Raw genomic sequence first — 20,091 nt, forward strand, 5'->3', positions numbered from 1 at the left:
ATCGTCGATTCCACTCAAGCCAGGAGCACCACGATGAGCATCTACAGCGATCTGTTGTTCCACCACGGGCACATCGCCAATGCCGAGCTGGCGCGTTCGCTGGCGACAGCGCAGGCCGCACCGGCAGGACCCGGACCGGCAGCGCCGGCGCCTGCCGCCGACGCAGCGCAGGCCACGCCCGGCGAGCCGGCCCCGGCAGCGGGCGCGCGCCGTCGTTCGGCGCTGCTGCGGGCGATGACCGCGCTCTCGCCGTTCCGCTGACCCCCACAGGCACGCGCCTGCGCGGCGCCTGCACACGCGTGGCAGATGCATCGCCGACCGGTCTGCGCCACGCACTGGCAGCCGCGCGCGACCGCGCGGCAAACCGTCTCAGGTCAATCGGCGGCGGCGCTCCAGTTCGGCGTCGGTCGGCTGCTCGAATTCGAACGAACCGGTGACGATGTCGCCGGCGCGGACGTACCGGTTGACGACGACGCCGGACGCGGACGCCGTCGACGCGAGCAGCTGGAAGGCGCCGTGGAAGGCACCGCCGAACAGCCGCTTGCCGGTGCCGAGCACCAGCGGGAAGAACGATACGTTGAGTTCGTCGACCAGGTCGTTGTCGAACAGCGTCTTCAGGAAGTCGGTCGAGCCCTGGGTCAGCAGGTCCGGGCCGTCCTCGCGCTTCAGCTGGCGGACCGCGGCCACCGCGTCGGGACGCAGCGCGTGGCTGTTCTGCCAGGTGAGGTCCAGCGCCGGGTTGCGGGTCGCGACGTACTTGTTGATCCGGTCGAACATCGGGCCGATCGGATCGTCCGCGCCGACATACGGCCAATGCGCGGCGAAGATGTCGTAGGTCTTGCGCCCGAGCAGCAGGTCGAACGGCTTGGCGAACATCTCGCCCACCGAGCCTTCCAGCGTCGGGTCGAAATACGGGGCGGCCCAGCCGCCGTGCCTGAAACCGCCGATGGGATCCTCGTCCGGCCCGCCCGGGGCCTGCATGACGCCATCGAGGCTGACGAACGCTCCCACAATGATCTTTCTCATCCCGCGCTCCTTCGGTGCGTGGCCACGCTCGGCCAACGTTACCCAATCACGACGTCCCAGGACGCCGCGTCTCGACAAGCACGCACGATGTTTTTTCGGGATTGCGGCGCTCGGCGCGCCGTCGCCAGCGGGGACAGGCCGGCGGCCCGTCCCCGTGGCACGCGTCCGCGTCAGGCCGTCAGCGTCGCCAGCGCGGCGTTGAACGTCGCGCTCGGCCGCATCGCCTGGCTGACCAGTTCCAGGTTCGGGCGGTAGTAGCCCTGGATGTCGACCGGCTTGCCCTGCACGCCGTTGAGCTCGGCCACGATCGCGGCCTCGTTCTCGGTCAGCTGCTTGGCCAGCGGCGCGAAACGTGCGTTCAGCGCGGCATCCTCGTCCTGCGCGGCCAGCGCCTGCGCCCAATACATCGCCAGATAGAAATGGCTACCGCGGTTGTCCAGTTCGCCGACCTTGCGCGAGGGCGACTTGTCGTTGTCCAGGAACTGGCCGTTGGCCTGGTCCAGGGTCCGCGCCAGCACGCCGATGCGCGCGCTGCGTTCGCGCTGGCCCAGATGCTCCAGCGACGCGGCCAGGGCCAGGAACTCGCCCAGCGAATCCCAGCGCAGGTAGTTCTCTTCGACGAACTGCTGCACGTGCTTGGGCGCCGAACCGCCGGCGCCGGTCTCGAACAGGCCGCCGCCGGCCATCAGCGGCACGATCGACAGCATCTTGGCGCTGGTGCCCAGCTCCATGATCGGGAACAGGTCGGTGAGGTAGTCGCGCAGCACGTTGCCGGTGACCGAGATGGTGTCCTCGCCCTTGCGGATGCGCTGCAGCGAGAACGCGGTCGCCTCCACCGGCGACAGGATGCGGATGTCCAGGCCCTTGGTGTCGTGGTCCTGCAGGTAGCGCTCCACCTTCTGGATCATCAGCGCATCGTGCGCGCGCTGCGGATCCAGCCAGAACACCGCCGGGGTGTCGCTCAGGCGCGCACGGCTGACCGCCAGCTTGACCCAGTCCTGGATCGGCGCGTCCTTGACCTGGCACATGCGCCAGATGTCGCCCGCCTCGACCGGATGCTCGAGCAGCACGTTGCCGCCGGCATCGCTGACCCGCACCGTGCCGGCGGCGGCGATCTGGAAGGTCTTGTCGTGCGAACCGTATTCCTCGGCCTTCTGCGCCATCAGGCCGACATTGGGAACGCTGCCCATCGTCGCCGGATCGAACGCGCCATGCTGCTTGCAGTCCTCGATCACCGCCTGGTACACGCCGGCATAGCAGCGGTCCGGGATCAGCGCCTTGGTGTCCTGCAGCTTGCCCTCGGCGTTCCACATCTTGCCCGAGTCGCGGATCATCGCCGGCATCGACGCATCGACGATCACGTCGCTGGGCACGTGCAGGTTGGTGATGCCCTTGTCGGAATTGACCATCGCCAGCGCCGGGCGCTGCGCGTACACCGCCTGCAGGTCGGCCTCGATCTGCTTGCGCTGCGCCTCCGGCAGCGTGCCGATGCGCGCGTACAGGTCGCCGATGCCGTTGTTCGGATCGAAGCCGACCTGCTTCAGCGCCTCGGCGTGCTTGTCCAGCACCTCCTGGTAGAACGCGCCGACCACCACGCCGAACATGATCGGGTCGGAGACCTTCATCATCGTCGCCTTCAGGTGCAGCGAGAACAGCACACCCTGCTGCTTGGCATCGGCGATCTGCGCCTGCACGAAGCTGGCCAGCGCGCGCTTGCTCATCACCGCCGCGTCGATGATCTCGCCGGCCTGCACCGCGGTCTTTTCCTTCAGCACGGTGGTGGTGCCGTCGTTGCCGACCAGTTCGATCCTGACGCTGCCGGCCTGCTCGATCAGCACCGAACGCTCGCTGCCGTAGAAATCGCCGGCGTCCATGTGCGCCACGTGCGACTTGGACTCCGCGCTCCACGCGCCCATGCGGTGCGGATGCTTGCGCGCGTAGTTCTTCACCGACAACGGCGCGCGGCGATCGGAATTGCCTTCGCGCAGCACCGGGTTGACCGCGCTGCCCTTGACCCGGTCGTAGCGGGCCTTGGCCTCTTTCTGCTTGTCGTCCTGCGGCTCGTCCAGGTAGTCCGGCAGCGCGTAGCCCTGCTGCTGCAGTTCCTTGATCGCGGCCTTGAGCTGCGGCACCGAGGCGCTGATGTTGGGCAGCTTGATGATGTTGGCTTCCGGCGTGGTCGCCAGCTGGCCCAGCTCGGCCAGGTCGTCGGCGATGCGCTGGTCCTCGCGCAGGTATTCGGGGAACTGCGAGATCAGCCGGCCGGCCAGCGAGATGTCGCGGGTTTCCACGGCGATGCCGGCAGTGCCGGCGAAGGCGGCGACGATCGGCAGCAGCGACTGCGTCGCCAGGTACGGTGCTTCATCGGTGAGCGTGTACAGGATCTTGGGCGTATTCGACATGAGTGACGTAGGCTCTCTTGCGATTCGGGAAGGACACGGTGCCGCGGAAAAGACTGCGGGTGGCACGGCGCGGACGGCGTGCGGATCGCAGCGCTTCCGGCGTAGGGAAATCCTGCGACGGCGATGGCATGACGGCCGCCGATTGTCGCGTTTTCCGCGGGCCGGAGAAAGCGTTTGCATGGAACGGTGGAGACCGCCGGCAGCGCACGAACCGGTGCATGCGCATTGCGTGCGACGCGGCATGGCCGCAATGGCTTGCGCTGGCGTCCGGGACAAATTCCGTCATCGCTTGCGGCGCAAGGCGGCGCGCGCTCCCTGCGCATGCGTATGGAACGCACTGCGGCGCACGGCGTTGCGGGCCCTGCCGGCACCATCAAGGGCAAGCGCAGCGGGGACGCCATGCGCCGGCGCATGGCCGACGCCGGTGCGCGCGGCTGCGGTGTTGCGCAGCGCGGTCTGGGTCGAGTGCGATCGCGCCACGCGACCGCAGCAACGCTGCAGGTGCGCTGGCGATGTCGAGCCGGCACACAGCGCGCAATAAAAAAGGGCGCAGCCTCGCGGCTGCGCCCAGCGTGCCGCGCCGGCCGGGAGAGAGTCGGCAGGCGCGATCCGTGACCGTGTGACTTAGCGATGCACGGTGCGCATCACTTGACTTCGAATTCCTGCGGCGTGCCGGCCGGCTGGCCGTTCACGGTGACTTCGGCCTTGTACTTGCCGGCCGGCCAGCCGTTGCCGTTGGTGAATTCGAAATTGGTGGTTTCCGCGCCGGCGGTGGTCAGCGTTTCGTTGTGTTCGCCGGCGGTCTGGCCGTCCTGGAACAACAGCCGGGCGCCGACGCTGGTGTTGGTGGAAGACCCTTCGGTCTTCACCGAGACGATGATCTTGTCCTTGCTGCCCAGCGTGGTCAGCGGCGCGACGGCCTTGTCGGCGCCGGCGGTGTTGCCCACGGTCACCGCGGACACGGTCACCGTTCCGGCGTTCGCCGCGGCGGGCGCGGTCTGCTCGGGGGTCTTGGCGACGTCGGACGGGCCCGGCATCTCCTCGGTCGGCGCGGAGGAAGTGGGATCCTGCGATACGTTCTGGTCTTGATCCTGTTTCTTGCAACCGGCCAGGGCCAGCGTGCCGACCAGGGCCAGCAGCAGCGGCGACGTCAACGTCTTCGAATGGATCTTCATGTAGGTGGCGCTCCTTGATGGAATGACTGGAAGGCGAATGCGTTTGGCCATGCCCACGCTAGGCGCGCGGCGGCAGCTTGAGGGTCTGGCCCGGATAGATCTTGTCCGGGTCGTCGAGCACGTCGCGGTTGGCTTCGAAGATGCGGGTCCAGGCGTTGCCGTCGCCGTAGTGCAGCTTGGCGATCTTGGACAACGAGTCGCCCGGCTTGACCACGTAGACCTGCTGCACCTGTTCGGCGGTGGTGTCCACGTGCGACTGCACCGCGGAGAAATCCGCCTTCGGCGTGACCTCCGCGGTAGTGTCCACCTTGGCGGTGACTGCCGAGAAATCGGCGCGCTTGTCGCTGTTCATCGCGTGTGGCTCCGTGCATGTGCGTGGATGGGATGCGGCCACGGTTGCACAGGATTTGTTAAAAGCGGATCGCGCAGCCGTGAATGGCGCCGGCGCTATTCAGCCTGCGCGCTACTGGCGCGGATCGCGGTGGAAGGCGATCGGCTCGGCCACGTCGAGCGTGGCGCGCCAGGGATTGATGTCCAGGCCGCCGCGGCGGGTGTAGCGCGCCTCGACCTGCAGCGACTGCGGGCGGCAGCGGGTCATCAGGTCGTGGAAGATCTGCTCCACGCACTGCTCGTGGAAGCCGGCATGCTCGCGGAAGCTGATCAGGTAGCGCAGCAGGCCTTCGCGGTCGATGCGGCCGCCGCGATAGCGCACGCTCAGCGTGGCCCAGTCCGGTTGCCCGGTGACCGGGCAATTGGACTTGAGCAGCTCGCTGCTGAGCGTCTCCTCGACGATGTCGTCGGCCGCGGCGAGCAGGTACTGCGGACGTGGCGGACCGTAGCAGTCGATGGCGATGTCCAACACATCCAGCGACTCGCCGTCGCCCAGCGGGTCCACCGGCGGCAGCCCGAACTCCATGGTCACGTCGGCGCCGGCGCGCGCCGACAGGTCGGTGACGATGCAGGCGCGCACCGCTTCGGCGCTGTTGAAGCGCATCGCGTTGAGCGAGTTGAGGTAGAGCTTGAGCGACTTGGATTCGATCAGCTGCGGCGAGGTGCATGGCACCTGCAAGGTGGCGGTGGCCACGCAGGGCTTGCCGTGCGCGTCCAGCCAGCCCAGTTCGTAGGCATGCCAGCGGTCGAGGCCGTAGAACGGCAGCGGCGCGGCGTCCAGGCCGATCTCGGCGCGGCCGCCGGCGCGGGGGATCGGGAACAGCAGCGCGGGATCGTACTGCGAGGGATACGCGACCTCGCGGCCGAGACTGGAATCCTGGGGGGTGTTCATGCCCGTCAGTCTAGCGGGGGCGGTCTGGCTGGAAGGTGTATGGAGGGCCGAGATTGGGGAATCGGGATTCGGGATTGGTAAAAGCGCACCGCGCGAGCTGCGGCTTGGCCAATCCATCCAGATCCAGAAATGCGAGGGCGTGCGGCGCTATCTCCGCACCTGGCAACCGCGTTGACGAATCCCCAATCCCGACTCCCGAATCACCGCTTCATCCCCAGATAGTCCAGGGACACCTGCAGCAGCGCGCGCAGGCCCACGTCCAGCGCCGATTCGTCGAGCAGGAACTGCGGCGAGTGGTTGCTCGGCGCGGTCGCCGGATCGATGCCGGGGCCGGTGGCGCCGACGAAGAAGAACATCGACGGCACCTGCTGCGAGTAGAACGAGAAATCTTCCGCGCCCATCTGCAGCGGCGGTTCGTAGACGTTGCCGGCGCCGACCACCGCCTGCAGGCTGGGCAGCATCTTCGCGGTCAGCGCCGGATCGTTGACCGTGGCCGGGTTGCCGTCCTGGTCGGGCACGTGCGCCTCGGCCTTGGCCCCGTGCGCGGCGGCGGTGTGCTCGGCGACGGTCTTCAGGTCGGCGAAGATCTGCTGGCGCATGCCCTCGTCGAAGGTACGGATGGTGCCGACCATCTCCACCTCGTCGGGAATGATGTTGTAGCGGATGCCGCCCTTGATCGCGCCGAAGCTGACCACCGCCGGCTGCCGGGAAATGTTGGCGCGGCGGCTGACCACGGTCTGCGCCGCGCCGATCAGGTCGGCGCTGGCGACGATCGGGTCGATCCCGTTCCACGGCGCCGAGCCATGGGTCTGGCGGCCGATCACCTTGATGCTGAAGCGGTCCGAGGCGGCCATCAGCGGGCCGCCGCGCACCGCGATCTTGCCCGCCTGCACGCTGGAGAACACGTGCAGGCCGAACATCGCGTCGGGCTTGAAGTCGCGGAACAGGCCTTCCTTGAGCATCAGCGAGGCACCGCCCTCTTCGTTGCCCGGCGCGCCTTCCTCGGAGGGCTGGAACACCAGCATCACCTCGCCCGGCAGCTGCGCGCGCATCGCCACCAGCGCCTCGGCCACGCCCAGCAGGATGCTGGTGTGGGCGTCGTGGCCGCAGGCGTGCATGACCCCGACGGTCTCGCCGCGGTACTCGGCGGTGGCCTTGGAGGCGAACGCCAAGCCGGTCTGCTCGGTCACCGGCAGCGCGTCCATGTCCGCGCGCAGGGCGACCTTCGGCCCCGGCAAGCCGCCCTTGATGATCGCCACCACGCCGTGGTGGGCGATGCCGGTCTGCGGCTTCAGGCCCAGCGCGCGCAGCCGCTCGGCGACCTTGGCCGCGGTGCGCTGTTCGCGGTTGGACAGCTCCGGGTGCTGGTGGAAGTCGCGTCGCCAGTCCACCACCTTGGCCTGCAGCTTGGCGGCGGCGGCCGCCACTTCCGGGCGTTCGGCGGACTGGGCGCAGGCCAGCGCGGGGACGGCGAGCAGCATCGCGGACAGCAGGCAGGACAGGCGCGGCATGGACGATCTCCGGTGGGTTGGTCGCAGGGCGTTCAGTCAATGTATTGCATTGGCGGCGGACATACACCGGCCGGCGCCCGGCCGCGGCGGAAAAACCCCTTAGAAATCCGTGTCAACCGAGACCGCGCCGGTGCGTTGCCGTTGCCAGTACCCGTTGCCGCCGACGGGCGCGCCCATCCCTTCAGTCATGGTCCAATCGCGGTGCGCCAGCGATATGCTGCACCGCTCGTCGCACCAGCCACTGCGGGAGGGTCCCCCACCCCGCCTCGCCACAGGAGTTCCCCCGGATGTCGCGTTTCTGGAAGATTGCGCTGCTGATCGTCGCAGCGGTGCTCGTCGTGGGCGTGGGCGCGCATTTCCTGCGCGGCGGCACTGGCCAGGGTGAGGGCCGGGGCGGGGCGGGCATGGCCGGCGATGGCGACGACGCCGCGCCGGTCCCGGTCACCGTGGTCGCCGCCAGCAGCCAGGCGGTGCCGATCTACGCCACCGCCAACGGCACGGTGACCGCGCTCAACACGGTCACCATCAACCCGCAGGTCGGCGGCCAGCTGATGAGCCTGAACTTCCGCGAGGGCCAGGAAGTGAAGAAGGGCGACCTGCTGGCGCAGATCGACCCGCGCTCGCTGCAGGCCAGCTACGACCAGGCCGCGGCGAGCAAGCGCCAGAACCAGGCGCTGCTGGCGACCGCCCGCTCCACCTTCCAGCGCTCCGATTCGCCGGCCTACCGCCAGTACGTGGCCAAGACCGACCTGGACACGCAGCGCAACCAGGTGGCGCAGTACGAGGCGGCGGTGTCCGCCAACGACGCGGCGATGCGCGCGGCGCAGGTGCAGCTGCAGTACACCCGCATCCTGTCCCCGATCGACGGCATCACCGGCCTGCGCGGCGTGGACGTGGGCAACATCGTCAGCACCAGCAGCAGCATCGTCACCATCACCCAGATCCATCCGATCTACGTGGTGTTCAACCTGGCCGAACGCGAGCTGCAGGGCCTGCGCGAGGCGCAGGCGGCCGGACCGTTGACGGTGGCGGCGCTGGACCGCACCGACGCGCACGTGATCGCCGGCGACGGCCGCGTCGACGTGGTCGACAACCAGATCAGCAGCGACACCGGCACCTTCAAGGTCCGCGCCGAGTTCCCCAATGGCGACAACGCGCTGTGGCCGGGCCAGTTCGTCAACGTGCGGCTGACCCTGCGCACGCTGGCCAACGGCGTGGTGGTGCCGACCCAGGCGGTGCAGCGCGGCCCGGACGGCGACTATGTGTACGTGGTGCAGGGCGACAACACGGTCAAGATGCAGACGGTCAAGCAGGGCGTGGAAGTGGGCGACAGCCAGGTGCAACTGGTGCAGGGCCTGAAGGCCGGCGAGCGGGTGGTCACCGAAGGCCAGTTCCGGCTCAAGCCGGGCGCCAAGGTCACCGCGCTGAAGCCGGGCCAGGCGCCGCCGCAGCCGACCGAGGCCGAGCTGAAGGCGGCCGAACACAAGCAGCAGCGCAAGGACGGCGGCGGCCGTCGCGGCGGCGGACCGCGCTGAGCCACGGCGCGGGGCCTGGCGCCCCGCGTCCGCTTGCGCGCACGCACGCCGCGCGGCTGCACCGCCGCCGCAGGCAGCGCGCGCCGCGCACCCGCCGCAGATCGACCCGCTCCCTCCCGACTTCCGAGCAAGGACACCCCCGTGGGCTTTTCGACGATCTTCATCCGCCGCCCGATCGCCACCACCTTGCTGATGGCCGGTGTGCTGCTGCTCGGCATCCTCGGCTACCGGCAGCTGCCGGTGTCGGCGCTGCCGGAGATCGACGCGCCCAGCCTGGTGGTGACCACCCAGTATCCCGGCGCCAACGCCAGCACCATGGCCTCGCTGGTGACCACGCCGCTGGAACGGCAGCTGGGGCAGATTTCCGGCCTGCAGATGATGACCTCCGACTCGTCGGCGGGCCTGTCCACGATCATCCTGCAGTTCGCGATGGACCGCGACATCGACATCGCCGCGCAGGACGTGCAGGCGGCGATCCGCCAATCCACCCTGCCCTCGTCGCTGCCCTACCAGCCGGTCTACAACCGGGTGAACCCGGCCGATGCGGCGATCCTGACCCTCAAGCTCAGTTCCGACACGCTGCCGCTGCGCGAGGTCAACAACTACGCCGACTCGATCCTGGCGCAGCGCCTGTCGCAGGTGCCGGGCGTGGGCCTGGTGTCGATCGCCGGCAACGTGCGCCCGGCGGTGCGCATCCAAGTCAACCCGGCGCAGCTGTCGAACATGGGCCTGACCATGGAGGCGCTGCGCAGCGCGCTGACCGAGACCAACGTCAACGCGCCGAAGGGCTCGCTCAACGGCAAGACCCAGTCCTACAGCATCGGCACCAACGACCAGCTGTCCAGCGCCGCCGACTACCGCGACACCATCATCAGCTACACGAACGGCGCGCCGGTGCGGCTGTCGGACGTGGCGCAGGTGGTGGACGGGGTGGAGAACGACCAGCTCGCCGCCTGGGCCGACGGCAAGCCGGCGGTGCTGCTGGAAGTGCGCCGCCAGCCCGGCGCCAACATCGTGCAGACGGTGGAGCAGATCCGCGCGATCCTGCCGCAGCTGCAGGCGGTGCTGCCCAGCGGCGTGCACCTGGACGTGTTCTCCGACCGCACCGAAACCATCCGCGCCTCGGTGCACGAGGTCAAGTTCACCCTGATCCTGACCATCGGCCTGGTGGTGGCGGTGATCTTCGTGTTCCTGCGCCGGTTGTGGGCCACGATCATCCCGTCGGTGGCGGTGCCGCTGTCGCTGGCCGGCACCTTCGCGGTGATGGCCTTCGCCGGCATGTCGCTGGACAACCTGTCGCTGATGGCGCTGGTGGTGGCCACCGGCTTCGTGGTCGACGATGCGATCGTGATGATCGAGAACATCGTGCGCTACATCGAACAGGGCAAGAGCGGACGCGAGGCGGCGGAGATCGGCGCCAAGCAGATCGGCTTCACCGTGCTGTCGCTGACCGTGTCGCTGGTGGCGGTGTTCCTGCCGCTGCTGCTGATGCCGGGCGTGACCGGGCGCCTGTTCCACGAGTTCGCCTGGGTGCTGTCGATCGCGGTGGTGATCTCGATGCTGGTGTCGCTGACGCTGACGCCGATGATGTGCGCCTACCTGCTCAAGCCCGACGCGCTGCCCGAAGGCGAGGACGCGCACGAGCGCGCGGCCGCGGCCGGCAAGACCACCGTGTGGACGCGCACCGTGGCGCTGTACGAGCGCACCCTGGACTGGGTGCTCGGGCACCAGCCGCTGACCCTGATGATCGCGCTGGCGACGATGGTGCTGACCGTGGTGCTGTACGTGGTGATCCCCAAGGGCCTGCTGCCCGAGCAGGACACCGGGCTGATCACCGGCGTGGTCCAGGCCGACCAGAACGTGGCCTTCCCGCAGATGCAGCAGCGCACCCAGGCGGTGGCCGAGGCGCTGCGCCGCGATCCGGCGGTGACCGGCGTGGCCGCGTTCATCGGCGCCGGCTCGATGAACCCCACCCTCAACCAGGGCCAGCTGAGCATCGTGCTGAAGACCCGCGGCGACCGCGACAGCCTGGACGAGGTGCTGCCGCGGCTGCAGAAAGCCGTGGCCGGACTGCCGGGCGTGGCGCTGTACCTGAAGCCGGTGCAGGACGTGACCCTGGACACGCGCGTGGCCGCGACCGAATACCAGTATTCGCTGTCGGACGTGGACAGCGCCGAGCTGGCGACCCAGGCCGCGCGCCTGACCGAGGCGCTGCGCAAGCGTCCGGAACTGGCCGACGTGGACAACAACCTGGCCAACCAGGGCCGCGCGCTGGAACTGACCGTGGACCGGGACAAGGCCAGCGCGCTCGGCGTGCCGATGCAGACCATCGACGACACCTTGTACGACGCCTTCGGCCAGCGCCAGATCTCCACCATCTTCACCCAGCTCAACCAGTACCGCGTGGTGCTGGAAGTGGCGCCGCAGTTCCGCACCAGCACCGCACTGCTGCAGCAGCTGGCGGTGGCCAGCAACGGCAGCGGCGCGCTGACCGCCAGCAACGCCACCAACTTCGGCCAGACCACCTCCAGCAACTCGTCCACCGCCACCGGCATCGGCAACCAGAACACCGGCATCGCCGTCGGCAGCGGCGGCACCGTGCCGCTGTCCGCGCTGGCCGAGGCCAAGCTCACCACCACACCGCTGGTGGTCAGCCACCAACAGCAGCTGCCGGCGGTGACGGTGTCGTTCAACCTGGCGCCGGGCTACTCGCTGTCGCAGGCGGTGGCGGCGATCGAAGAGACCAATGCGCAGCTGCAGCTGCCGCCGCAGCTGCATGCCGAGTTCATCGGCAAGGCCGCCGAATTCACCGGCAGCCAGACCGACATCGTGTGGCTGCTGCTGGCCTCGGTGGTGCTGATCTACATCGTGCTCGGCGTGCTCTACGAGAGCTACATCCATCCGCTGACCATCATCTCCACGCTGCCGCCGGCCGGCGTCGGCGCGTTGCTGGCGCTGATGCTGTGCGGGCTGAGCCTGTCGGTGGACGGCATCGTCGGCATCGTGCTGCTGATCGGCATCGTCAAGAAGAACGCGATCATGATGATCGACTTCGCGATCGACGCGCGCCGCGAAGGCGCCAACGCGCACGACGCGATCCGCCGCGCCTGCCTGCTGCGCTTCCGCCCGATCATGATGACCACCGCCGCGGCGATGCTGGGCGCGCTGCCGCTGGCGCTGGGCGACGGCATCGGCTCGGAACTGAGGCGCCCGCTGGGCATCGCCATCGTCGGCGGCCTGCTGCTGTCGCAGCTGGTCACGCTGTACACCACACCGGTGATCTACCTGTACATGGAGCGCGCATCGGAGCGGCTGCGGGCGTATCGGGAGCGGCGGGCGGTGGCGGCGGGGCAGCAGGCATGAGCATGGTCGTTGTCGCGGCTGCCGCCATCGGGACCGGGGACCGGGGACCGGGGACCCGGAAAAGCGCGCTATCGCGATCCGAGGCTCTACCGACTTCCGTTCTTCGGGTCCCTGGTCCCCGGTCCCCGGTCCCGGCAACCCGGTCCCCGGTCCCGACAGAATGAACCTCTCCGCCCCCTTCATCCGCCGCCCGATCGGCACCGCGCTGATGGCCATCGGCCTGTTCGTGATCGGCATGATGTGCTACCTGCGCCTGGGCGTGGCGGCGTTGCCGAACATCTCCATCCCGGTGATCTTCGTGCAGGCCAGCCAGGCCGGCGCCGACGCCTCGACCATGGCCGCCACGGTCACCGCGCCGCTGGAACGGCACCTGGGCCAGCTGCCCGGCATCGACACCATGCGCTCCTCCAGTTCGGAGGGGAACAGCCAGGTGTTCATGGTGTTCCAGAACGACCGCAACATCGATTCGGCCGCGCAGGACGTGCAGACCGCGATCAACGCCGCGCAGGCCGACCTGCCCTCGGGCCTGTCCACGCCGCGCTACCAGAAGGCCAATCCCAACGACGATCCGGTCATCGCCATCGCGCTGACCTCGGACACGCAGTCGGCCGACGAGCTGTACAACGTCGCCGACTCGCTGCTGGCGCAGCGCCTGCGCCAGATCAGCGGCGTGGCCTCGGTCGACATCGGCGGCGCCTCCACCCCCGCGGTGCGGGTGGACGTGAACCTGCGCGCGCTCAACGCGATGGGGCTGACCCCCGACGACCTGCGCAATGCGGTGCGCGCGGCCAACGTGACCTCGCCCACCGGCTTCCTCAGCGACGGCAGCTCCACCACCGCGATCGTGGCCAACGATTCGGTGGCCAAGGCCGCCGACTTCGGCCAGTTGGTGATCTCGCAGCAGGAGGGCCGCACCGTGCGCCTGCGCGACGTGGCCAACGTCTACGACGGCCAGCAGGACGCCTACCAGGCCGCCTGGTTCGGCGGCAGGCCGGCGGTGGTGATGTACGTGTTCACCCGCGCCGGCGCCAACATCGTGGAGACGGTGGACCGGGTCAAGGCGCAGATTCCGATGCTGCGCGGCTACCTGCAGCCGGGCACCAGGATGTCCGCCTACTTCGACCGCACGCCGACCATCCGCGCCTCGTTGAACGAAGTCCAGGCCACGCTGCTGATCAGCCTGGCGATGGTGGTGCTGACCATGGCGCTGTTCCTGCGCCGGCTGGCGCCGACGCTGATCGCCGCGGCCACCGTGCCGCTGTCGCTGGCCGGCGCGGCGCTGGCGATGTACGTGATGGGCTTCACCCTGAACAACCTGAGCCTGCTGGCGCTGGTGATCGCGATCGGCTTCGTCGTCGACGATGCGATCGTGGTGATCGAGAACATCATGCGCCACCTCGACGAGGGCATGTCGCGGCTGGACGCGGCGCTGGCCGGCGCGCGCGAGATCGGCTTCACCATCGTCTCGATCACCGCCTCGCTGGTGGCGGTGTTCATCCCGCTCCTGTTCGCCAGCGGCATGATCGGCGCGTTCTTCCGCGAGTTCACCGTGACCCTGGTCGCGGCGATCTGCGTCTCGGCGGTGGTCTCGCTGACCCTGACCCCGGCGCTGTGCAGCCGCTTCCTGTCCGCGCACGCCGAACCGGAACGGCCGAGCCGCTTCGGCGCCTGGCTGGACCGCGTGCACGCCGGCATGCTGCGCGTGTACACCCGCGCGCTGGACTTCTCGCTGCGCCACGCGCTGCTGCTGGCGCTGACCCCGCTGCTGCTGATCGCCGCCACGGTGTTCCTGGCCGGCGCGGTGAAGAAGGGGTCGTTTCCCGCGCAGGACACCGGCCTGATCTGGGGCCGCGCCAGTTCCAGCGCCACCGTGTCCTTCGCCGACATGGTCAACCGCCAGCGCCGCATCACCGACATGCTGATGTCCGATCCGGCGGTGAAGATCGTCGGCGCGCGCCTGGGCAGCGGCCGCCAGGGTTCCAGCGCCAGCTTCAACATCGAGCTCAAGACCCGCGACGAGGGCCGCACCGAGACCACCGCGCAGGTACTGTCGCGGCTCAGCGCCAAGGCCGACCGCTACCCGGACCTGCAGTTGCGCCTGCGCGCGATCCAGGACCTGCCCAGCGACGGCGGCGGCGGCACCAGCCAGGGCGCGCAGTACCGCGTCTCGCTGCAGGGCAACGACAACGCGCAATTGCAGGAGTGGCTGCCCAAGCTGCAGGCGGCGCTGAAGCAGAACCCGAAGCTGCGTGATGTCGGCACCGATGTGGATACCGCCGGCCTGCGCCAGAACATCGTCATCAACCGTGCCCAGGCCGCGCGCCTGGGCGTGTCGATCGGCGCGATCGACGGTGCGCTGTACGGCGCGTTCGGCCAGCGCCAGATCTCCACCATCTATTCGGACCTCAACCAGTACAGCGTGGTGGTCAACGCGCTGCCCGAGCAGACCGCCACGCCGGCGGCGCTGGACCGGATCTACGTGCCCACGCGCAGCGGCGCGATGGTGCCGCTGACCGCGGTGGCGCACCAGGTGCCGGGCCTGGCGCCGCCGCAGATCACCCATCAGAACCAGTACACGACGATGGACCTGAGCTACAACCTGGCGCCTGGGGTGAGCACCGGCGAAGGCGACGCGATCATCAAGGCCACCGTCGACGGCCTGCGCATGCCCGGCGACATCCGCATCGCCGACGGCGGCGGCTTCGGCGTGCAGCTGCAGCCGAACTCGATGCTGGTCCTGGTGCTGGCGGCGATCGTGGTGGTCTACATCGTGCTGGGCATGCTCTACGAGAGCCTGGTGCATCCGGTGACGATCCTGTCCACGCTGCCGGCCGCGGGCATGGGCGCGCTGCTGGCGCTGTGGGTCACCAACACCGAACTGTCGGTGATCTCGATGATCGCGCTGGTGCTGCTGATCGGCATCGTCAAGAAGAACGCGATCATGATGATCGACTTCGCCGTGGTCGCCGAGCGCGAGCACGGCAAGTCGCCGCTGGACGCGGTGCGCGAGGCCTGCGTGGTGCGCTTCCGCCCGATCATGATGACCACGATGGTGGCGATCCTGGCCGCGGTGCCGCTGGCGGTCGGGCTGGGCGAAGGCTCGGAGCTGCGCCGCCCGCTGGGCATCGCGATGATCGGCGGGTTGTTGATCTCGCAGAGCCTGACCCTGCTCAGCACGCCGGCGCTGTACGTGATCTTCTCCTGCCTGCGCGAACGCTGGCGGGCGCGCCGCGCCCGGCGCCGTGCGCGACGCCTGACGCGTGCGGCGGGGCAACCGGCCGCATCGCACTAGTCGCCGCGAGGTATCGGCGCGGCGCTTGCGCCGGACCCTCACCCCAACCCCTCTCCCGGCGGGAGAGGGGCTAGGCTGCGACCCTTCTCCTCTCGGGAGAAGGTGCCCCGCAGGGGCGGATGAGGGTACGGGCGCAGCCTCGTGCTCCAGAACTCCGCGAGACGCTTCGCGCCGTACCCTCACCCCAACCCCTCTCCCGGCGGGAGAGGGACTAGGGTGCGCCCCTTCTCCCCTCGGGAGAAGGTGCCCCGTAGGGGCGGATGAGGGTACGGGCGAAGCCTCGTTTACCCAAACTCAGCGAGACGCTTCGCGCCGTACCCTCACCCCAACCCCTCTCCCGGCGGGAGAGGGGCTAGGTTGCGCCCCCTTCTCCCCTCGGGAGAAGGTGCCCCGTAGGGGCGGATGAGGGTACGGGCGAAGCCTCGTGCGCCCTAACTCCGCGAGACGCTTCGCGCCGTACCCTCACCCCAAGCCCTCTCCCGGCGGGAGAGGGGCTAGGTTGCGCCCTTCTCCCCTCGGGAGAAGGTGCCCCGTAGGGGCGGATGAGGGTACGGGCGCAGCCTCGTGTACCCAAACCCAGCGAGACGCTTCGCGCCGTACCCTCACCCCAACCCCTCTCCCAATGGGAGAGGGGCTTTGTGCTTAGCTCTGCAAGGCGTCCAGCGAGGCGCGCTCGATGCCGGCATAGATCGCGAACTCGTCGTGCACTGCGGCGCCCAGCGCCTGCTCGAATGCGGCGCGGTTGGCGTGCGCGGCATAGGCGCGCTGCTCGCCGCCGCCGAGGTTGGACTGGAAAATGCCTGCGGCGCTGACCGGCAGGAAGTCCTCGTAGACGATCGGGTCGGCGCTGGCCAGGCCGTCGGCGATCAGCGCTTCGGCGGGCTTGCCGGCCAACGCCGCGGCACCGGCGGCGCGGCCGGCATCGGTCAGCGCGTAGCGGAAATAGCCCAGGCCTTCGCGGCGCAGCGTGGCGTAGTCGTCGGGAAAATCGGCGAACGCGGCCTGCAGCCGCGCCGCGTAGTCGCCGCCGGCACTGCCATCGGCGGCGCGGGCGCGCTCCAGCAGGGCGTCGTACAGCGCGCGGCCCTTCGCGGTCAGGGCCAGCCCGCGCTGTTCGATCTCGCCGAAGCGCGCGGTGTGGGTGCCTGCCTCGGCGGCGCCATCGCCGGCCGGGAAGCGCACCGTTTCCTCCAGCGCCTTGAAGCTGGTCTGGCGCAACAGGATCGGGCAGCGCCGCCGCGGCGGGCCTTCGATCACCGCCTTGGCGTCGATGCCCCGGCGCAGCATCTCCGCCTGCGCCGCATCGATGTCCAGCGTGCGCGGGGTCAGGTGGTTGATGTGCGGGCCGTGGAAACTGACCACGTCGGCGATCAGCTTGTGCGCATCGCTCAGCGCGCGATAGGTCGGCAGCGGCACGGTCGCATCGCCATGCCAGCGGAAGGTCTCCAGCGCCTCGGCAACGAAGCGCTGCGCATCGGCCTCGCCCAGGCCGCCGTCGCGCTCGCAGCGTTCGATCAGCTGCAACGCGGCATCGGTGAAGATGCGCCGCTGCGCGAGGATCTGCGCCGCCTGTGCGCGCAGCGCCGGATCCTCGATCAGCTCCAGCCGCAGCAGCGAGGTGAACACGCGGAACGGATTGCGCGCCAGCGCCGCCGCGTCGAGCGGGCGGAATGCAGTGGAGTGCACCGGCACGCCGGCCACCGACAGGTCGTAGTACCCAACCGGATGCATGCCCATCACCGCGAACAGCCGGCGCAGCGTGGCCAGCTCCTCGGCGCTGCCGACGCGGATCGCGCCATGCCGTTCCTGGTCCAGCCGCGCGCGCTCGTCGTTACGCTGCAGTTGCGCGTCCAGCGCCGGGTCGGCGGCCAGGGTCGCCGCGTTGACCTGCGCCACCAACTCCATCAGCGTGCCGTACAGCGGCACCTCGGCGCGGTACATGTCGGACATGGCCTGCGCGAACAGGCTGCGGATGGCATCGGGCGAAACGAAGGCAGTGGTCATCGGGCGGTCCGGAGCGGCGGTAGCGCCGGACACGGGTCCGGCAGAACGCCTATTCTCGCGCCGCGGCGACGGCGCGGCCAGTCGTGCGGGGATTGACGCCATGTTGGCCGCATCCAGGGCGGAATGCGGAGCATGCACGCACGGAAGTCCAGGCAAGGTGCCGGATCGGAAAATCGGGCCGGAGAGCGCGGAACGCGGAGCATGCTCGGCGCGCAAGTCCAAGCAGGCACCGGCTCGGGAAAAATCGGAACGGAGGCGGTATCGGAAAGGCAGCATCTGCCGCCCGGCCATGACCGCTCACAGACCGGCTGCGACACCCCTGTGGGAGCGACTTCAGTCGCGACGAGCGAAGCAACAAGCTCGCGGGGTTTCCCATGCCATTCGGACATCCGTTCGGCCAGGTGGGTGTGTGCCAAGATCGCCGCGTCGCGACTGAAGTCGCTCCCACAAGGGATTTCGCTGGTTGCGTCCGCGCTGCGAAGGCATTGCGCGACGGTTCGCGTCCACCGACCATCCAGGGCGCTCCCTGCGGCGTCGCCGCCTACTGCGCCGCCGCCTGATCGCGCTGCGCGCGATCGCCGAGCTGGCGGCGCAGCAGCGCGTCCAGCACGATCGGGCGGTCCCAGTGGTCGTAGCTGGCGACGATGGCGTGGCGCAGCGTGCGGTAGGTCAGCGAGCCCGGCTCGACCTGCAGCGCGCGCGCCACGCCGGCCCAGTTCGCTGACGGGCCGGCGGCCGTTCGCGCACGCACCACCTCGCGGTACGGCACCCCCGCGGCCTTGGCCAGGAAGCCGGCAAAATAGATATCGCGCGGCGGCCAGCGACGCTCGCGCAGCAGCGCCTCGGCGTAGCCGCGCGGCAGCTGCGCATAGCGCGCGACCTCGTCGAGAAAGCTGTCCTGATAACGCGCGGCGTAGCGGTCGATGTCCAGCAACTGCCGGTCGATCCAGGGGTCGCCGCTGCCGGGTGCGTCGGTTGCAGCTGCGGTGGCGCTCGGCGCCGGCGCGTCCTGGGCCACGGCCGCGCCGGCCATGCATAGCGCCAGCGGCAGGATCAGACAGGCGGAGCGCAGGCGGGACGGCATGCGCCGATTCTGCCGGATGCCGGCATCGCTGTCAGGGTTTTGCGGGCGTCATGGAAGCCGCCACATCCGTCAATCTGGTGCAGCGCACGGCTGGCGCCAGCCTAAGAGCGGCTTGAATGGAAGATCGACGCCGACGGTGCGAGGCCACTACGACGAGAAGGAGTTGCAGCTGACGGTCCGACACCGCTGCCAGGCACCGAACCCGCCATGGACGTCGTCGTGCCTGCCAATCCGGCGGAACGCTTGGCTGGCGCGCGGCGCAAGATCGCCCTGGATGGAAAATCGACGCCGACAGCGCAGCGCCGTTGCGGCAAGAACAAACTGGACCGGCGGTCAGGCCAGCGCGGTTCCCGAGCCTGCTGGCCAACCGTTCGATCGGCATTGCGGCGGATGTGGCGACCCAGTTCTACACCCTGCTCGACGAAGCGGCGCAGGTCGCCTACCACAGCCCAAGACGCTGCATTCGATGCCGCGCGGGTCGGACGGCAGCACCTGCTTCTTCGCGCTACCTGCTGACCGCGACCAACAGCGCTGGCCGCGCAAGCGAGTGCTAGCCCCCATCGCGCCGCTGCCGTCGACGACGCAGCGCTCGGCAGCGACACGGCACCGGGGGCCGCTGCTGCGACCGCTCTCACGCCAGCGGCAACGCTCCCTGCGCAGCCGCATGCCGGTTCAGGTCGGCCACCGCCTGCGGCCAGTCCGCGGCCAGGGCCACCTCGCGCAGGCGCGGCTCATCGGCGGACAGCCCATGCTCGGCCTCGTGCGCCCAGGTGGTGGCATAGGGCGTGTGGATGCCCCAGCCGCCGAGCGCGATCACCGGCTCCACGTCCGAGCGCAGCGAATTGCCGATCATCACGAAGCGCTCGGCGCCGATGCCGAATTCGGCCAGCACCTTGGCGTAGGTTGTCGGGTCCTTCTCCGAGACGATCTCGATGCGCGGGAACAGCGCGCCAAGCCCGGACTGCGCGATCTTCGCTTCCTGATGGAACAGATCGCCCTTGGTGATCAGCACCACCTCGAAATCGGCGGCGATCGCAGCCACCGCCTCGCGCACGCCGGCGATCACCTCCACCGGATGCTGCAGCGTGGCACGGCCGATCTCGACGATGCGCTGCACATCGCGCGCGGAAATGCGCGCCTCGGTCAGCTCGATCGCCGCTTCGATCATCGACAGGGTCATGCCCTTGGCGCCGTACCCGAATACCTTCAGGTTGCGCCGCTCCACCGTCAGCAGATGCTGCAGCGTGCCGGCGTCGCGCAGGTCCAGGTACTGGCCGAGGATGGCTTCGAACGCCGCTTCGGCGTCGCGGTAGTAGTCCTCGCTCTTCCACAGGGTGTCGTCGCCGTCGAAGCCGACCAGGGCGATGGCGGAGGAGCGCAGAGCGGTAGGCGTAGGCATCGCGAAAGCATAGCAGCG

13 protein-coding genes are annotated in these 20,091 nt (G+C 69.4%); 4 read left to right on the top strand and 9 right to left on the bottom strand.

What is annotated here, in order from left to right:
• The first annotated feature begins 33 nt into the window (after positions 1 to 33).
• Positions 34 to 261, top strand: a complete 228-nt coding sequence (locus tag NUG20_RS19160) for a hypothetical protein (protein WP_263395982.1) — start codon at positions 34 to 36, stop codon at positions 259 to 261.
• A 108-nt stretch (positions 262 to 369) separates the two neighbouring features.
• Here NUG20_RS19160 and NUG20_RS19165 read toward each other — a convergent pair whose 3' ends face one another.
• The 6 genes from NUG20_RS19165 to NUG20_RS19190 all read right to left on the bottom strand — a co-directional run bounded on the left by NUG20_RS19165 (position 370) and on the right by NUG20_RS19190 (position 7,396).
• Positions 370 to 1,026, bottom strand: a complete 657-nt coding sequence (locus NUG20_RS19165) for a dihydrofolate reductase family protein (protein ID WP_263395983.1) — start codon at positions 1,024 to 1,026, stop codon at positions 370 to 372.
• A gap of 170 nt (positions 1,027 to 1,196) precedes the next feature.
• Complete coding sequence (locus NUG20_RS19170) at positions 1,197 to 3,428, bottom strand: NADP-dependent isocitrate dehydrogenase (protein ID WP_263395984.1); 2,232 nt, start codon at positions 3,426 to 3,428, stop codon at positions 1,197 to 1,199.
• A gap of 644 nt (positions 3,429 to 4,072) precedes the next feature.
• Positions 4,073 to 4,603, bottom strand: a complete 531-nt coding sequence (locus NUG20_RS19175) for a hypothetical protein (protein WP_263395985.1) — start codon at positions 4,601 to 4,603, stop codon at positions 4,073 to 4,075.
• Between the two features lie 58 nt (positions 4,604 to 4,661).
• Positions 4,662 to 4,955 (bottom strand): LysM peptidoglycan-binding domain-containing protein, encoded by a 294-nt coding sequence (locus tag NUG20_RS19180; protein WP_263395986.1) that lies wholly within the window; start codon positions 4,953 to 4,955, stop codon positions 4,662 to 4,664.
• A gap of 111 nt (positions 4,956 to 5,066) precedes the next feature.
• Positions 5,067 to 5,885, bottom strand: coding sequence for an NADPH-dependent 7-cyano-7-deazaguanine reductase QueF (gene queF, locus NUG20_RS19185; protein WP_263395987.1), 819 nt, complete (start codon positions 5,883 to 5,885; stop codon positions 5,067 to 5,069).
• Positions 5,886 to 6,085: 200 nt separating this feature from the next.
• Complete coding sequence (locus NUG20_RS19190; RefSeq protein WP_263395988.1) at positions 6,086 to 7,396, bottom strand: M20 family metallopeptidase; 1,311 nt, start codon at positions 7,394 to 7,396, stop codon at positions 6,086 to 6,088.
• 287 nt (positions 7,397 to 7,683) lie between these two features.
• Between NUG20_RS19190 and NUG20_RS19195 the strand changes: the two genes are divergently transcribed.
• From NUG20_RS19195 to NUG20_RS19205, 3 genes are all read left to right on the top strand, one after another.
• Entirely contained in the window at positions 7,684 to 8,931 is a 1,248-nt protein-coding gene (locus NUG20_RS19195; RefSeq protein ID WP_263395989.1) for an efflux RND transporter periplasmic adaptor subunit, read from the top strand.
• A gap of 141 nt (positions 8,932 to 9,072) precedes the next feature.
• The gene (locus tag NUG20_RS19200) at positions 9,073 to 12,294 is read left to right on the top strand and encodes an efflux RND transporter permease subunit (RefSeq protein ID WP_263395990.1); all 3,222 of its coding nucleotides are present in this window, start codon (positions 9,073 to 9,075) and stop codon (positions 12,292 to 12,294) included.
• 160 nt (positions 12,295 to 12,454) lie between these two features.
• Complete coding sequence (locus NUG20_RS19205) at positions 12,455 to 15,586, top strand: efflux RND transporter permease subunit (protein WP_263395991.1); 3,132 nt, start codon at positions 12,455 to 12,457, stop codon at positions 15,584 to 15,586.
• Between the two features lie 642 nt (positions 15,587 to 16,228).
• Here the strand turns inward: NUG20_RS19205 and NUG20_RS19210 are convergent.
• The 3 genes from NUG20_RS19210 to NUG20_RS19220 all read right to left on the bottom strand — a co-directional run bounded on the left by NUG20_RS19210 (position 16,229) and on the right by NUG20_RS19220 (position 20,073).
• On the bottom strand, positions 16,229 to 17,590 hold the full coding sequence (locus NUG20_RS19210) for a 2-oxoadipate dioxygenase/decarboxylase HglS (protein WP_263395992.1): 1,362 nt from the start codon (positions 17,588 to 17,590) through the stop codon (positions 16,229 to 16,231).
• 541 nt (positions 17,591 to 18,131) lie between these two features.
• Complete coding sequence (locus NUG20_RS19215; RefSeq protein WP_263395993.1) at positions 18,132 to 18,674, bottom strand: hypothetical protein; 543 nt, start codon at positions 18,672 to 18,674, stop codon at positions 18,132 to 18,134.
• Positions 18,675 to 19,305: 631 nt separating this feature from the next.
• Positions 19,306 to 20,073: an HAD family hydrolase gene (locus tag NUG20_RS19220; protein ID WP_263395994.1), complete on the bottom strand. Its 768-nt coding sequence runs from the start codon at positions 20,071 to 20,073 to the stop codon at positions 19,306 to 19,308.
• Positions 20,074 to 20,091 lie beyond the last annotated feature (18 nt).

Origin of the sequence: Xanthomonas sp. CFBP 8443, from assembly GCF_025666195.1 — a bacterium.
In the GTDB taxonomy this organism is placed as follows: domain Bacteria; phylum Pseudomonadota; class Gammaproteobacteria; order Xanthomonadales; family Xanthomonadaceae; genus Xanthomonas_A.

Coding starts and splice junctions, on each gene's coding strand:
- NUG20_RS19160 (WP_263395982.1), top strand. CDS start 34: ATGAGCATCTACAGCGATCTGTTGTTCCACCACGGGCACATCGCCAAT.
- NUG20_RS19165 (WP_263395983.1), bottom strand. CDS start 1,026: ATGAGAAAGATCATTGTGGGAGCGTTCGTCAGCCTCGATGGCGTCATG.
- NUG20_RS19170 (WP_263395984.1), bottom strand. CDS start 3,428: ATGTCGAATACGCCCAAGATCCTGTACACGCTCACCGATGAAGCACCG.
- NUG20_RS19175 (WP_263395985.1), bottom strand. CDS start 4,603: ATGAAGATCCATTCGAAGACGTTGACGTCGCCGCTGCTGCTGGCCCTG.
- NUG20_RS19180 (WP_263395986.1), bottom strand. CDS start 4,955: ATGAACAGCGACAAGCGCGCCGATTTCTCGGCAGTCACCGCCAAGGTG.
- queF (WP_263395987.1), bottom strand. CDS start 5,885: ATGAACACCCCCCAGGATTCCAGTCTCGGCCGCGAGGTCGCGTATCCC.
- NUG20_RS19190 (WP_263395988.1), bottom strand. CDS start 7,396: ATGCCGCGCCTGTCCTGCCTGCTGTCCGCGATGCTGCTCGCCGTCCCC.
- NUG20_RS19195 (WP_263395989.1), top strand. CDS start 7,684: ATGTCGCGTTTCTGGAAGATTGCGCTGCTGATCGTCGCAGCGGTGCTC.
- NUG20_RS19205 (WP_263395991.1), top strand. CDS start 12,455: ATGAACCTCTCCGCCCCCTTCATCCGCCGCCCGATCGGCACCGCGCTG.
- NUG20_RS19210 (WP_263395992.1), bottom strand. CDS start 17,590: ATGACCACTGCCTTCGTTTCGCCCGATGCCATCCGCAGCCTGTTCGCG.
- NUG20_RS19215 (WP_263395993.1), bottom strand. CDS start 18,674: ATGCCGTCCCGCCTGCGCTCCGCCTGTCTGATCCTGCCGCTGGCGCTA.
- NUG20_RS19220 (WP_263395994.1), bottom strand. CDS start 20,073: ATGCCTACGCCTACCGCTCTGCGCTCCTCCGCCATCGCCCTGGTCGGC.